General features: G+C 57.0%; 14 protein-coding genes. 4 read left to right on the top strand and 10 right to left on the bottom strand.

Annotation, left to right across the window (positions count from 1 at the left end):
- Positions 1-9 precede the first annotated feature (9 nt).
- A complete protein-coding gene (locus BAR1_RS04240; RefSeq protein WP_118944338.1) occupies positions 10-1,344 on the bottom strand; it encodes an NAD(P)-dependent oxidoreductase in 1,335 nt (444 codons plus the stop codon).
- Positions 1,345-1,612: 268 nt separating this feature from the next.
- Between BAR1_RS04240 and accB the strand changes: the two genes are divergently transcribed.
- The 3 genes from accB to aat all read left to right on the top strand — a co-directional run bounded on the left by accB (position 1,613) and on the right by aat (position 4,278).
- Entirely contained in the window at positions 1,613-2,107 is a 495-nt protein-coding gene (gene accB / locus BAR1_RS04235; protein ID WP_118941867.1) for an acetyl-CoA carboxylase biotin carboxyl carrier protein, read from the top strand.
- 10 nt (positions 2,108-2,117) lie between these two features.
- Positions 2,118-3,464 carry an acetyl-CoA carboxylase biotin carboxylase subunit gene (gene accC, locus BAR1_RS04230; RefSeq protein WP_118941866.1) on the top strand — a complete coding sequence of 449 codons (1,347 nt, stop codon included), beginning with the start codon at positions 2,118-2,120 and terminating at the stop codon, positions 3,462-3,464.
- Positions 3,465-3,636: 172 nt separating this feature from the next.
- Positions 3,637-4,278, top strand: coding sequence for a leucyl/phenylalanyl-tRNA--protein transferase (gene aat / locus BAR1_RS04225; RefSeq protein WP_118941865.1), 642 nt, complete (start codon positions 3,637-3,639; stop codon positions 4,276-4,278).
- Here the strand turns inward: aat and BAR1_RS04220 are convergent.
- The 6 genes from BAR1_RS04220 to BAR1_RS04195 form a co-directional block, all read right to left on the bottom strand.
- Entirely contained in the window at positions 4,242-4,601 is a 360-nt protein-coding gene (locus BAR1_RS04220; RefSeq protein ID WP_118941864.1) for a DUF2155 domain-containing protein, read from the bottom strand. The genes aat and BAR1_RS04220 overlap by 37 nt on opposite strands.
- The gene (mlaD, locus tag BAR1_RS04215) at positions 4,598-5,059 is read right to left on the bottom strand and encodes an outer membrane lipid asymmetry maintenance protein MlaD (RefSeq protein WP_118941863.1); all 462 of its coding nucleotides are present in this window, start codon (positions 5,057-5,059) and stop codon (positions 4,598-4,600) included. The genes BAR1_RS04220 and mlaD overlap by 4 nt, the downstream gene beginning before the upstream one ends.
- A gap of 2 nt (positions 5,060-5,061) precedes the next feature.
- Positions 5,062-5,439, bottom strand: coding sequence for an NADH:ubiquinone oxidoreductase subunit NDUFA12 (locus tag BAR1_RS04210; RefSeq protein WP_162891663.1), 378 nt, complete (start codon positions 5,437-5,439; stop codon positions 5,062-5,064).
- 79 nt (positions 5,440-5,518) lie between these two features.
- Positions 5,519-5,920 carry a RidA family protein gene (locus BAR1_RS04205; RefSeq protein ID WP_228408725.1) on the bottom strand — a complete coding sequence of 134 codons (402 nt, stop codon included), beginning with the start codon at positions 5,918-5,920 and terminating at the stop codon, positions 5,519-5,521.
- On the bottom strand, positions 5,910-7,178 hold the full coding sequence (clpX, locus tag BAR1_RS04200) for an ATP-dependent Clp protease ATP-binding subunit ClpX (RefSeq protein ID WP_118941862.1): 1,269 nt from the start codon (positions 7,176-7,178) through the stop codon (positions 5,910-5,912). Before clpX ends, BAR1_RS04205 begins: the two co-directional genes overlap by 11 nt.
- 132 nt (positions 7,179-7,310) lie before the next feature.
- Positions 7,311-7,943, bottom strand: a complete 633-nt coding sequence (locus BAR1_RS04195; RefSeq protein WP_118941861.1) for an ATP-dependent Clp protease proteolytic subunit — start codon at positions 7,941-7,943, stop codon at positions 7,311-7,313.
- Between the two features lie 305 nt (positions 7,944-8,248).
- Between BAR1_RS04195 and BAR1_RS04190 the strand changes: the two genes are divergently transcribed.
- The gene (locus BAR1_RS04190) at positions 8,249-9,958 is read left to right on the top strand and encodes a monovalent cation:proton antiporter-2 (CPA2) family protein (protein WP_118941860.1); all 1,710 of its coding nucleotides are present in this window, start codon (positions 8,249-8,251) and stop codon (positions 9,956-9,958) included.
- Here BAR1_RS04190 and BAR1_RS04185 read toward each other — a convergent pair.
- Genes BAR1_RS04185 through BAR1_RS04175 form a run of 3 tightly spaced genes read right to left on the bottom strand, consistent with a single transcriptional unit; the run spans position 9,955 to position 13,936 of the window.
- Positions 9,955-11,562 carry a thiamine pyrophosphate-binding protein gene (locus BAR1_RS04185; protein ID WP_118941859.1) on the bottom strand — a complete coding sequence of 536 codons (1,608 nt, stop codon included), beginning with the start codon at positions 11,560-11,562 and terminating at the stop codon, positions 9,955-9,957. The genes BAR1_RS04190 and BAR1_RS04185 overlap by 4 nt on opposite strands.
- On the bottom strand, positions 11,559-12,749 hold the full coding sequence (gene acdA / locus BAR1_RS04180) for a 3-sulfinopropanoyl-CoA desulfinase (RefSeq protein ID WP_118941858.1): 1,191 nt from the start codon (positions 12,747-12,749) through the stop codon (positions 11,559-11,561). The genes BAR1_RS04185 and acdA overlap by 4 nt, the downstream gene beginning before the upstream one ends.
- Positions 12,749-13,936: a CaiB/BaiF CoA transferase family protein gene (locus tag BAR1_RS04175; protein ID WP_118941857.1), complete on the bottom strand. Its 1,188-nt coding sequence runs from the start codon at positions 13,934-13,936 to the stop codon at positions 12,749-12,751. Before BAR1_RS04175 ends, acdA begins: the two co-directional genes overlap by 1 nt.
- Positions 13,937-14,001: the final 65 nt, after the last annotated feature.

Raw genomic sequence — 14,001 nt, 5'->3', positions numbered from 1 at the left:
CCAACCCTCCTATGCCATCAGTGTGGCGTTAATATCTTCGGCCGCGTCACGACCCTCGGCCACGGCGGTCACGGTCAGATCGTCGCCACCACTGGCGCAATCCCCACCGGCCCAAACGCCGTCCTGCGATGTGCGACCGACCTCGTTTACCACGATCTTGCCGCGTTCAACCGCCACGCCATCGGGCACCCCTTCCAGTGTCTGGCCAATCGCCTTGAACACCTGATCGGCGGGGATGCGGAACATCTCGCCGGTGCCACGCAACTTGCCGTTTTCCTCGACGGTGTATTCAAACTCGACCTCGCGTACCGCGCCGTCGCCGAAGATGGCGACCGGTTGGGCGTTGTAGATGATCGTCACGCCCTTGGCCGTGGCCAGTTCCTGTTCGTATTCGGACGCCGCCATGCGTTCCTTGCCGCGGCGATAGACCATTGAAACATGTTCGGCGCCCAGCAATTTGGATTGCACAGCCGCATCAACAGCGGTCATGCCGCCACCGATCACCACCACATTGCGGCCAACCGGCAGTTTCGACAGATCATCGGCCTGACGCAGTTTCGCAATGAAATCCACCGCATCCAGAACCCCGTCCAGATCCTCGCCATCGGCCCGCAGGGCGTTTACCCCGCCCAGACCGATTGCCAGAAACACCGCATCATAGGAACCGGCCAGATCGGCCAGCGACATGCCATCGCCCAGACGTTTGCCGTATTCCATCGTAATGCCGCCGATCTGCATCAGCCATTCCACCTCGCGATGGGCGAAATCATCGACCGATTTATAGGCGGCAATGCCGAATTCGTTCAGACCACCGGCCTTTTCGCGACCATCCAGAATGACAACATCGTGGCCATACATCGCCAGACGATGCGCGCAAGACAGACCCGCAGGCCCCGCCCCGACAACCGCAACCTTTTTGCCTGTCGCTGCGGCGCGTTCAAACGGGTGCACACCCTTTTCCATCAGCGTATCGGTGGCATACCGCTGAAGGCGGCCAATCTCGACCGGTTTGCCTTCGGCAACTTCGCGCACGCAAACCTCTTCGCACAGGGTTTCGGTCGGGCACACACGGGCGCACATGCCACCCAGAATGTTTTCCTCGAAAATCTTTACCGCAGCCGCCTCGGCAATACCGGTGCTGATCTGGCGAATGAACATCGGAATATCGATGCTGGTTGGGCAGGCCGTCTGGCACGGCGCATCATAACAGAAATAACAACGATCCGCCGCAACCGCCGCTTCATGCGCATCCAGCGGCGCATGCAGATCGGAGAAATTCTTGGCGTAGGCGTCTTTTGGCAAACGTCCCGGGGCGATCCCCGGTGTCATCTGGCTGTTCGGCATAATTTGCATCCCGCGTTGATAAAACAGACTCAAATCGTGCCACAAGTTGATTATTTTATCAAATGGTAAATTTTATTTTTTGGTCAATTATGCAAAATCCTGAAAAACAAGGGCAAATTCGCGCATATAAGGTAGAAACCGGCGGAATTCCCCCTGCGAAATATAACCGGAACCGCTTTTCACCTTCCGTAAGGTCGCGTATAAGCTTGCAAAGTCAAAGACAACCAGCCCCTTAAATCGGGGCCGCTAAGGGGATACAGAGGACGCCATGACCAAGAAAACCAAAGACGAAGACGTGGCCTTTATTCAGGCGCTGGCACAGATTCTGGATGATAACGATATGACCGAAATTCAGGTCAAGCGCATCTATGCCAACAACGACAGCATGAACGTCCGCGTCAGCCGCAAAACCGAAACGGTTATGGCTGCGGCTGCCCCTGTGGCGGCTGCCCCCGTTGCCGCCGCTGCTCCGGCTGCTGCCGCACCAGCCGAAGCTCCTGCCGAAACCTCCACCGATCCGGCATCCCTGCCCGGCGCCGTGACATCGCCAATGGTCGGCACCGCTTACCTGCAGCCCGAACCCAACGCCCCCGCCTTCGTCAGCGTTGGCGACAAAGTGGCCGAAGGCGACACCATCCTGATCATCGAAGCCATGAAAACCATGAACCACATTCCGGCCCCCGCGTCGGGCACCGTGAAACGCATTCTGGTGGCCGATGGCGACGCGGTAGAATTCGGCGCACCTTTGATGATCATCGAATAGGGGCCACACCATGTTCGACAAAATCCTGATTGCCAACCGTGGCGAAATCGCCCTTCGGGTGGTGCGTGCCTGCCGCGAAATGGGCATTAAATCCGTTGCGGTGCATTCCACCGCCGATGCCGACGCAATGCATGTGCGCATGGCGGACGAAGCCATCTGTATCGGCCCTCCTGCCGGCACCGACAGCTATCTGCGCATCCCCGCGATTATTGCGGCCTGCGAAGTGACCGGCGCACAGGCGATCCACCCCGGCTATGGCTTTTTGTCGGAAAACGCCGATTTTGTGCAGGTGATCGAGGATCACGGCCTGACATTCATCGGCCCGACCGCAGAACATATCCGCATCATGGGCGATAAAATTACCGCCAAGGATACGATGAAAAAACTGGGCGTGCCCTGTGTTCCCGGCTCGGACGGCGGCGTTCCCGATGTGGCAAGCGCCAAGAAAGTCGGCAAGGAACTGGGCTATCCGGTAATCGTCAAGGCCACCGCCGGTGGCGGCGGGCGCGGCATGAAACTGGCCCCGACCGAGGCCGACATGGAAAGCGCCTTCCACACCGCACGGGCCGAGGCCCTGTCGGGGTTTGGCAATGACGAAGTCTACATCGAAAAATACCTGACCAAACCGCGCCATATCGAAGTGCAGGTGTTTGGCGACGGCAAAGGCAACGCGGTGCATCTGGGCGAGCGCGATTGTTCCCTGCAACGCCGCCACCAGAAAGTGTTCGAAGAGGCCCCCGGCCCCGCCATCACCCCTGAAATGCGCGCCAGAATCGGCAAGACCTGCGCCGATGCTGTGGCGGGTATCAACTATATCGGTGCTGGCACGATCGAGTTTCTCTATGAAGACGGCGAATTCTATTTCATCGAAATGAACACCCGCTTGCAGGTCGAACACCCCGTGACCGAGGCCGTGTTCGGTGTCGATCTGGTACGCGAACAGATCCGCGTGGCCGAAGGGCTGCCGATGTCGTTCACACAGGATGATCTGGAAGTTCAGGGTCATGCCATCGAGGTTCGGATCAACGCTGAAAAGCTGCCCAACTTCACCCCCTGCCCCGGCACCATCACGCAGTTCCATGCGCCCGGCGGTCTGGGTGTGCGGATGGATTCGGCACTCTATGACGGCTATAAAATTCCGCCCTATTACGACAGCCTGATTGGCAAGCTGATCGTGCATGGCCGCGACCGCCCCGAGGCTTTGGCCCGTCTTAGCCGCGCTCTGGGTGAATTGATTGTGGACGGGGTGGATACGACGCTCCCCCTGTTTCATGCGCTGCTGGCCGAAAAAGATATCCAGACAGGGAATTACGACATCCATTGGCTGGAAAAATGGCTTGAGGAAAATCTGGGCTAAAGCCCGCCTTCAATGCATTCCAACCACGGCTCTTTGCGGGGCCGTGGCTATAAGGAGTCACCCCGTGGGATGGCTTGGCGAATAAAGTTATTAAACAGTCTTTCTTTATTTGCTTATCCCCGTGACAATGGGGGCCAGAAGACCCCTTTGAACACCCAAGCGCGTGACCCGAATGCCGAACCCGATTACAGCCGAAACACTTCTGCAAGCATATGCCTCGGGCGTCTTTCCAATGGCGGAATCACGCGAGGGTGACGAGTTGTTCTGGGTGGATCCCCATTTTCGCGGGATATTTGAATTGGACAATTTCCACATTTCCCGCAGTCTTGCCCGGCATATCCAGCAAGAACCTTTCCAAATTCGAACCAACACAGCGTTTATGCCGGTCGTCCACGGCTGCGCCGACCGGTCCGAGACATGGATAAACGCAAAACTGCTGGAGCTATACGAACAACTGCATCTGATGGGCTTTGCCCACTCTCTCGAGGTCTGGGAAGGCAATGAATTGGTCGGTGGTGTTTACGGGCTGGTGATCGGCGGTGCCTTCTTTGGCGAAAGCATGTTTTCACGGCGCACGAATGCGTCAAAAATCGCGCTTGCCTATCTGGTGCACCGGTTGCGATCGGGGGGATTTACCCTGTTTGATACACAGTTCATCACACCGCATCTGGCCTCGTTGGGGGCAATTGAAATTTCGCGTGATGACTATCGGGCAAGGCTGGAAACCGCGCTAACACTGGAGGCCGACTTCAATCGTTTCACGGGCACACCCGATGCCTATTCAGTCATACAGCGCAAAACCCAGACATCGTAACGCGCATTGTCCAGCGCATCCAGTGCAGGTGCCGCGGCAATCATCCAGCCTTGAAAGACCGGATCATCCATGCCGTTTTCACGAATGGTCAGAAAGGCGAATGCATTACCGGCCGGATTGCCTTTGGGATAGCGGCAATCCCCAAGGGAAATATTAAGCCGCCCGAAATCCTTATTTTCCCCGACAGCAAGCTCGAGATCAGTCACGCTGCCATCCAGCTTGTCCAGCCCGCGCAAAACCGCGCCGGGCGCACTGCTGACCTGTTGCGCCTGTATTGGCGCGGCAAAAACTGTCAGGAAAAGGAGGAAAAGTATACGCATCATTGCGATGAATCGCCGCCGCTTCCCGACACATATTTCATCAGCAGTGAAATCAGACTGACCGCGCCTTGCGTATCATCTATTTCATCGCCCGGTTCAAAATTGTCAGGGGAGCCACCCGGGTAGATTTCGACAAAATTTCCGCCAAGCAAGCCCTCTGACGAGATCACAGCGGCGCTATCATCGGGAATCAGGATGCCGTCTTTCACCGTTAGCTGCATATCGGCACGAAATGTAACGGGATTCAGCTTCATCTCGCTGATTGTGCCGATCTTCACACCCGCAAGGCGCACATCGGTGCCGACAGTCACGCCTTCAACAGATCTGAAACTGGCCGTTAGCGGATAATCACCGGTTTTGCCGATCGAAAAACCGGTCGCCTGCCCCGCATAGACCAAGAATCCGATAGCGACAGCCAGAACGGCGCCGCCGACCAACACTTCTGTGGTTGATTCCGACATGGTTATTCAGGCTGCCAAGCGTCGTAATCTCGCCATTCGGCCGGTTTTTCGCGACGCAGGGATCCAACGGGAACATGCGCTTTGTCGGTGCCGGTCAGATTTGGCAAATGCGGCTTTTCCCATTTCTTGTGGGGCAAAGGGGCATTCGTTGGTGGCTCGTCCCAAGTGAAATGCAGCCATCCGTGCCAATCGGGCGGGACAACACTGGCTTCGGGGATGTCACTATAACAAACCCAGCGGCGCTTATCGTCCTTGGTCCGGTAATAGATGTTGCCCATATCGTCTTCGCCCACTTTGACACCGTTGCGCCAGGTGTAAATCTGGGTGCCTAGCGTCTGGCCGTGGTACCAAGTCAGCATTCGAAGAATAAAGCGTATCATCACGCCCCCCAATATCCATATGGTCGTTGCCTACTGATATGAACCAATCCGCCGCCAAGGTCCAGACCTGCAAGCGGATTTAGGCGCTTTGCGGCAGGCGGGCCGTGACTTCGATCTCGATTTTCATCGCCGGGTCGATAAGGCCGGCCTCGATCATCGTCGCAGCGGGCGGGTTTTCGCCAAAGGCATCGCGCAACAAGGGCCAACAAGCCTGAAATTCATCGCTGTCCGGCAGTATGTAATGCACCCTCACAATATCGGAAAATGTCGCACCCGCCTGCTCCAGCGCCTTGCGGATATGACCTAACGCCAGTTCGCATTGTTCAACCACGCTTTCAGGGGTGGTCATGGTGGCGTGATCATTACCGACAGTGCCGGAAACATGCACCCAGCCATCGGCAACCACCGCGCGGCTGTAACCAATCAGTGATTCATAGGCAGATCCCGACGCAATCCGCTGTATCGGCGTGTCAGCTGGCACTGGCTTCTTCTTTATCTTTGGGCTCGGAATAGATCAGTAGCGGGTTGGCGTCCGAGGTCACAGCCTCCTCATTCACCACCACTTCGTCCACGTTTTCCAGGCCGGGCAGATCGAACATGGTATCCAGCAGGATATCCTCCATGATCGAGCGCAGGCCACGTGCGCCGGTTTTGCGTTCAATCGCGCGTTTGGCGATGGCTTTCAATGCATCCTCGGTGAAGGTCAGCTTGGCCTCTTCCAACTCGAACAGGCGCTGGTATTGCTTGACCAGTGCGTTTTTCGGCTGGGTCAGGATGGTGACCAGCGCATCTTCGTCCAGATCGGTCAGGGTAGCGATTACCGGCAGACGGCCAACGAATTCCGGGATCAGGCCGAATTTCAGCAGATCTTCGGGTTCCAGATCGGTCAGCATCTCGCCGATACCGCGATCTTCGTCATCCTGCACATCGGCACCGAAACCGATGGCCGACCCTTTGCCGCGTTGGGTAATAATCTTTTCAAGGCCGGAAAATGCACCGCCACAGATAAACAGAATGTTTGTGGTGTCCACTTGCAGGAATTCCTGCTGAGGATGCTTGCGCCCGCCTTGCGGGGGTACCGAAGCAACCGTGCCTTCCATGATTTTCAGCAGCGCCTGCTGCACACCCTCGCCCGATACATCGCGGGTAATCGAAGGGTTGTCGGATTTGCGGGTGATTTTGTCGACCTCGTCAATATAGACGATGCCACGCTGCGCGCGTTCGACATTGTATTCAGACGCCTGAAGCAGCTTCAGGATGATGTTTTCCACATCTTCGCCCACATAACCGGCTTCGGTCAATGTGGTGGCGTCGGCCATGGTGAACGGCACATCCAGAATCCGCGCCAGCGTCTGGGCCAGCAGGGTCTTACCGCAACCGGTGGGGCCGATCAGCATGATATTGGACTTCGCCAACTCGATCTCGCCGGATTTGCCGCTGTGGTTCAGGCGTTTGTAGTGGTTGTGCACCGCCACAGACAGAACCCGTTTGGCGTGGAACTGGCCGATAACATAATCATCCAGCACGTCGCAGATATCTTTTGGCGTTGGCACCCCTTCGGATGACTTCAACCCCGCAGTTTTGGTTTCTTCACGGATGATATCCATGCACAGCTCGACGCATTCATCGCAGATAAATACGGTTGGGCCCGCAATCAGTTTGCGCACCTCGTGCTGGCTTTTGCCGCAGAACGAGCAGTAAAGCGTGTTCTTGCTGTCGTTGCCTGAATTGTTCGCCATTAGTGCACCTCTGTGGCTCTTAACCTGTTTTCAATGCGAACCCGCAAAGGTCGCAGCGACTGCCCCTCGTCTCCAGTTTAGGGCAGCGCGATTTTGTCTTCAACGTCAAAATACCGATTTGCGTCAGGCAGATCAGCTTTCGTCGTCATCATCGACCGGGCGATTCTCGACGATTTCGTCGATCAGGCCCCAATCCTTGGCCTCTTGCGCGTCCATGAAATTGTCACGTTCCAGCGCCTCGACCACATCTTTCATCTTCTGGCCGGTATGGCCAACATAGATCTGGTTCAACCGGTCCTTCAGTTTCTGGGTTTCCTGCGCGTGGATCATGATGTCCGTTGCCTGCCCCTGATACCCGCCAGATGGCTGATGCACCATGATCCGGCTGTTTGGCAGTGAAAAACGCATCCCCTTGGCACCAGCGGTCAGCAACAGCGACCCCATGCTGGCAGCCTGCCCGACGACCAGCGTCGAAACCTTGGGTTTGATGTATTGCATGGTGTCGTAAATCGACAGCCCCGATGTGACCACCCCGCCGGGCGAATTGATATACATCGAGATTTCTTTTTTCGGGTTCTCGGCCTCGAGGTGCAAAAGCTGCGCCACGATCAGGCTGGACATGCCGTCATGGATCGGACCGGTTATGAAAATGATCCGTTCTTTCAGAAGGCGCGAGAAAATATCATAGGCGCGCTCGCCACGGGCGGTTTGCTCAACCACCATCGGCACAAGGTTGTTCATATAGTGTTCATAAGGGTCGTTCATGGTCACCTGCCTGCTGCTGGCGCGAATATTGCGCGCGTTACCTTCCCCAAGTCTTAGTTGTGCGTTCGGCCCCCTGCAAGGGGGGTGCGCTGTGTTTTCGCATGAATGGGCTGAAGGATTGGTTACTAAAACCGTGGGAATATGTATTTTCAGTCAAAATTCGGACGAAAAACCGGACAGACCTGGGTTTTGACTGTAAAAAGCACCTGCGGACAATCTTTGATTACAGGCAGAAATGACAGCAGAGTTGCGATCCAAGGTGCTTTCCTATTTTGCCATTTCATAAATATGCACGGAGAACATGAATGGGCCAATCTGAATACCTGCTGGACGTTTTGATTTTTCTGGCCGCCGCTGTAATTGTCGTGCCGGTTTTCCAGCGGTTTCGCACCAGCCCGATTTTGGGGTATCTTGCGGCAGGTGTTATTATCGGACCCCATGCTTTTGGCCTGATTGGTGACACAAAAGCAGCGCATGGGTTGGCAGAACTCGGTGTCGTATTCCTGTTGTTCATGATCGGGCTGGAACTTTCCGTCTCGCGACTAAAAACGCTGGGCAGCAAGGTGTTCGGTCTGGGCACTTTGCAAGTAGTGATCACCGGTGGTGCCATTGCTGTTGTCGCATCTGCACTGGGGGCCGGCTTGAATACCGCTATAATCATCGGCGGTGGTCTGGCGCTGTCTTCGACCGCATTTGTGCTGCAATTGCTGGTCGAACGGGGTGAACGCCCCACCCGCTTTGGCCTGACCACTTTCTCGATTTTGCTGTTGCAGGACATTGCGGTTGTGCCCCTTTTGATTCTGGTCACCCTGTTGGGAACCGAGGGCGAATCCATTGTTGATGCTTTCGGCATGGCTGCACTGAAGGGCGGCGGGGCAATTGCCGTTTCCATTCTGTTTGGCCGCTACCTGCTGCGGCCGCTGTTTCGCCTGATCGCCTCGCTTAACAGCGTGGAAATGTTTGTCGCAACCACCCTGCTGGTCATTCTGGGCATGGGGTGGGTCATGTCGCTGGCTGGCCTGTCGATGGAGTTGGGGGCCTTGTTGGCAGGCCTGTTGCTGGCCGAAACCGAATACCGTCATCAAATCGAAGCCGACATCCGCCCGTTCCGTGGAATTCTGCTGGGGTTGTTTTTCATGACCATCGGCATGTCAATTGACATGGTCTTTATTTACAACAATCTGGCAACCGTCCTGATGGCCGTTATTGCCCTGATGATCGGAAAAACCGCCATCATAACGGCCCTTTGCCGCTTGACAGGCAGCCCGTTCAGTACATCCATCCGGGTCGGTTTTGCCTTGTCGCAAGGGGGTGAATTCGGCTTTGTCCTGTTTGGCGCGGCAGCAGCTGTCGGCTTAACATCCCCCGATCTGGCGCAAATCCTGATGGCGGTTATTGCCCTTAGCATGGTTGCGACACCGCTTATGTTTATTGCCGGAAAATACATTGCCAACCGGATCAAAAGCCAGGCAACGCATCCCAAAAACAGCATTGAAACCCGGCAAGAGGATGTGAAGGACCATGTGCTGATTGCCGGATTTGGCCGCGTCGGACAGACTGTTGCCAAAGTTCTTTCCGATGCGGGAATTTCCTATGTCGCGCTGGATCTTGATCAGACAAGGGTGGCAAGGTGTCGTGAAAAGGGGATGTCGGTATTTTACGGGGATGCCAACCAGATCCATGTATTGCAAGCCGCTGGCGCGGGGCAGGCAAACCTTGCTGTTATCACGCTGGATGATCCGAAAACCACCTGTCGCGTGGTATCAGCATTGCGCAGTGAATACGCTGACCTGCCCATTCTGGTGCGTGCCCGTGACCGGCGACGCAGTCTGGAACTTGAACATGTAGGGGCCACTGCCGTTATTTCCGAAGCGGCAGAATCCAGCCTTCAACTGGGAAGTATTGCATTGAAAACTCTGGAAATCGACGAGGACGATGCCTTGTGCATAATACAGGGATACCGTGAAGGGGATTACCAGCGACTTGACGATATCATACAAGGCGAGGGGTCCTAAAAGGCCCCGCTGTAGGCGGATTTATCAACGGGGCAAGCAAGGACCGTAAAGGTGTTACGCCCCCACGCATCGGCAAGGGCGGTTAGTAAATCATCCCTGTTGTAGATCACCTCGCCAATGCCACCATAAGCACGCGCAACCGCCACAATATCGGTACCGGCAAACTGCACCCCGTGGGTCTTTAGCTGCATCATGGTTTGTTTCTTTTCGATCAGGGCAAGGCTATTGTCCACCGGCACAACGATCACCATTGGCACCTGCATATCCCGCAAGGTGGCCAGATCACCGGTGGTCATATCAAATCCTGCATCCCCCACCACGGCAACCACCGGAACATCCGGTTCGGCGCGTTTGTAACCGATGGCCAATGGCACAGCGACCCCCATGGTACAAAATGCAGCGGATTGCAGTAGGGAGTTGGGATGCTTACAGCGCCATATCTGGCTAAGAAGAATGCGATGCGCACCACTGTCTACCGTGGTAATGGCATTCTCCGGCAAGGCAGCGTTCAGGGCTGCAAACAGCTGGTGCGGCCCCCAATGGGTCGGTATGGCAAATGCGTTTTCCAGTTCGGCCTTGGCAACGGCGGGCTCACCATCGGGCCAGACAGGGCCGTCCGGCGCGCCCAAAGCGGTCAGCGCTTGCGCCACATCCCCGACGAAACGCACCGCTGCCCCGTGCATCCCGTGCGCGTTGGCGGCGTGCATGATTTCAATCGCGTTATCCGGCTGCCACGGATTAATCCAGTCGCTGCGCATTTCGATCGGATCATAGCCGGCAAGGATCACACAATCGGATTTGGCCAGCAGCGGCAGGATGGTTTTATCCGACAAAGGCGACAGCCCGTGCCCGCCCAGCGCCATCGGGTGATCCTCGGGCAATATTCCCTTGGCTTTATAGGTGGTTATAACCGGTACCTGATGTTTCTCGGCCAAGTCCAGAATGGCCGGCCCTGCTGCATGATGAATCGCGCCCAACCCTGCCAGTATAATGGGCTTTTTGGCATTTTGCAGCATATCACGCGCCTGTTGCAGCGTTTCACTGCCTTCTGCCCAGATTCCTGCCTCGGCCAGATTGGGCGCAGCGGGCGCACGGTCGGGTTCCTGCCAATGCGCCGCATCCAGATATTCGTCAGGCAATTCCAGCAACACCGGCCCCGGCGGATCGGACAAGGCAATCGACAGGGCCTTGTCCACGGTCAGCGCCGCTGTGCCCTGCTCCACCCGCAAAGTGGCCTTGGTGACAGGGGAAAACAGCGCCGCATGGTCGATCACCTGATGGGTAAACTGTTCCGCCATCGCATGCGAAATACAGCCGGTCAGCACGATCAGCGGCACCTGTTCCTGATAGGCGTTGGCCACCGTGTTCACCGCATTCGATACCCCCGGCCCGATGGTCGCCAACAGGATGCCCGGCGCGCCGGTGGCGTGCCAGCTGCCCTCGGCCATATAGCCGCCCGCGTTTTCGTGCTTCACCAGCGTGAATTCGATCCCCGCCACCCGTAGCGTATCCAGCAGGGCCAGAACCTCGCCCCCCGGCATACCGAAGGCATGGCGGCACCCTGCCCCCGCCAGCCCGTTGGCGATGATCTGTGCCGCGTTCACTTTGCCAGTCGCGAATAACCGTCGCGCGTTTGCGGGGTTTTCATATCCAGCGCATGCCCGGCAATCAGGTTGCGCAGCATTTGTGCCGTGCCGCCGCCGATGGTGAACATGCGCGCATCCCGCACCATCCGTTCCAGCGGCAAATCGCGCGAATACCCCGCCGCGCCATGCAGTTGCAGCGCGTCATTGGTCACCTTTACCGCCGTTTCCGAGGCCAGCAATTTGGCCTGCGCCGCCAGCAACGGATCGGGAAAGCCGTTCTTGCCACTACAGGCCGCACGCCACAGCATCAGCCGCGCGGATTCAAGCGCCACATCCATATCGGCAATCATCCATTGCAAGCCCTGGAATTCGGCAATCGGACGACCAAACTGTTCGCGCGTTTTCATGTATTCCTTTGCAGTGTCATATGCACCCGCCGCAACACCCAGCGCCACAGTGCCCGCCCCGACCCGCTGGGCGTTATAGGCATCCATCAACCCGCCAAAGCCGCGCCGCAACCCTTGCGGCGGGACCAGCGCCATATCGGCGGAAATCTCCATATTCTCGAAAATCACTTCGGTTTCGGGCAAGCCACGCAGACCCATCGCCGGTTCGCGGCGGCCAATTCTCATGCCTTCATCCTCGCCTCGCACGGCGATAAAGGCACCGATGCCTTGGCGTTCGCCGTTTTCGACGACCTGCGCAAAGACCAGATGCACCCGCGACACCCCGCCGCCGGTGATCCAGTGTTTCACCCCGTTCAGGATATATTTGTCCTTTTTCTTGACCGCGATGGTCGACATGCTGGTGGCCGCCGACCCTGCCCCGGGTTCGGTGATACAGATCGCTGGCTTGTCCCCCGCCAGCACCAGCGGCGCAACGCGATCAATCTGTTTCTTGCTGCCATAAGCACAAATCGCCCCAATCGCGCCCATATTGCCCTCAACCACAATCCTGCCTGTCACACCGCAAGCCTTGGCCATTTCCTCGACCACCAGAACCGCGTCCAGATACGAGGCGCCAGCCCCGCCGTGTTTCTTGGGAATGCACATGCCCATCAAACCGGCCTCGACCAGCAATTGCACGTTTTCCCACGGGTATTCCTCGGATCGGTCCACCTCGGCGGCGCGGGATTTAATCACCCCCTGGGCCAGTTCCCGCACAGAATTGCGGATCAGTTGTTGTTCCGGCGTCAAATCAAACATTACTCTTCCTTCAACCATTCAGATAAAACTTCGTCGGTATGTTCCCCGCAAATTGGCGGGTATTGGCGATAACTAACAGGGGTGGCGCTGAATTTCACCGGATTTCCGATCAAATCGACATGGCCCTTGGCCGCCAGCGGGTGCGGTATGGAAATCTTCATTTCGCGCGCAGCAACCTGATCGGTTTCAAACACCTCGGGAACGGTGTTGATCTCGCCGCCGGGCACGTTGTTGGCTTCCATTGCGGCAACCAGCGCGGCCTTTTCCATCTGTTTCAGACGCTCGGACAGCAGCGCAATCAGCACCTCGCGATTTTCCAGACGGGCGGTGTTCAGTATAAAGCGATCATCCCCGGCCAGTTCCGGCATACCGATCAGCGTGGCGAAGCGGGCGAATTGCCCGTCATTGCCCGCCGCCACGATCACATGACCATCGGCACATTCGAACACCTGATAGGGCACGATATTGGGATGCTGGTTGCCACGCCTTTTTGGCGCCTGCCCCGAGGCCAGATAATTCACCCCCTCGTTCGCCAGCCACGCAATCTGCGTATCCACCAGCGCGATGTCGATATGCTGGCCCTCGCCTGTAGCATCCCGATGGCGCAACGCGGCCAGAATGGCGTTGCTGGCATACATGCCGCACATGATATCGGCGATGCCAACGCCCACCTTGACCGGCGCGCCGTCCGGTTCCCCCGTCAGGCTCATCATACCGCCATAACCCTGCGCCAACAGGTCATACCCCGGTTTGTCGCGGTTCGGTCCGGTCTGGCCAAAGCCGCTGATCGAGCAGTAAACCAGTGCCGGATTGCGTTCTTTCAAGGCCTCATAGTCCAGCCCGTATTTCAGCAGCCCGTCCACTTTGAAATTCTGGATCACCACATCTGCCTTTGCCGCCAAACGGCGCAGGGTCTCGGCCCCCTGCGGATCGGCCATATCCACAGCGATCGAGCGTTTGTTGCGGTTTGTGCACATGTAATAGGCGCTTTCGCGGGTGACATTGCCCTCGGCCGTGGTCACATAGGGTGGGCCCCATGCGCGGGTGTCATCGCCCACCACGGGACGTTCGACCTTGATCACATCGGCCCCCATATCACCCAGCAACTGCGTTGCATAAGGCCCCGCTAGAATGCGCGACATATCCAGAATTTTCAGGCCCTTTAGCGGACCGGTGTTATCAACCATTCCCAGAAATCCTTTTGTCCCGCGAGTCACCTGGCCGGAGTTTATGCCCGCTTTGGGCCACAGGG

Source organism: Profundibacter amoris, assembly GCF_003544895.1.
Taxonomy (GTDB): Bacteria; Pseudomonadota; Alphaproteobacteria; order Rhodobacterales; family Rhodobacteraceae; genus Profundibacter; species Profundibacter amoris.
The sequence above is the reverse complement of the archived record's forward strand: the minus strand, read 5'-3'. Positions and strand labels throughout refer to the sequence as shown.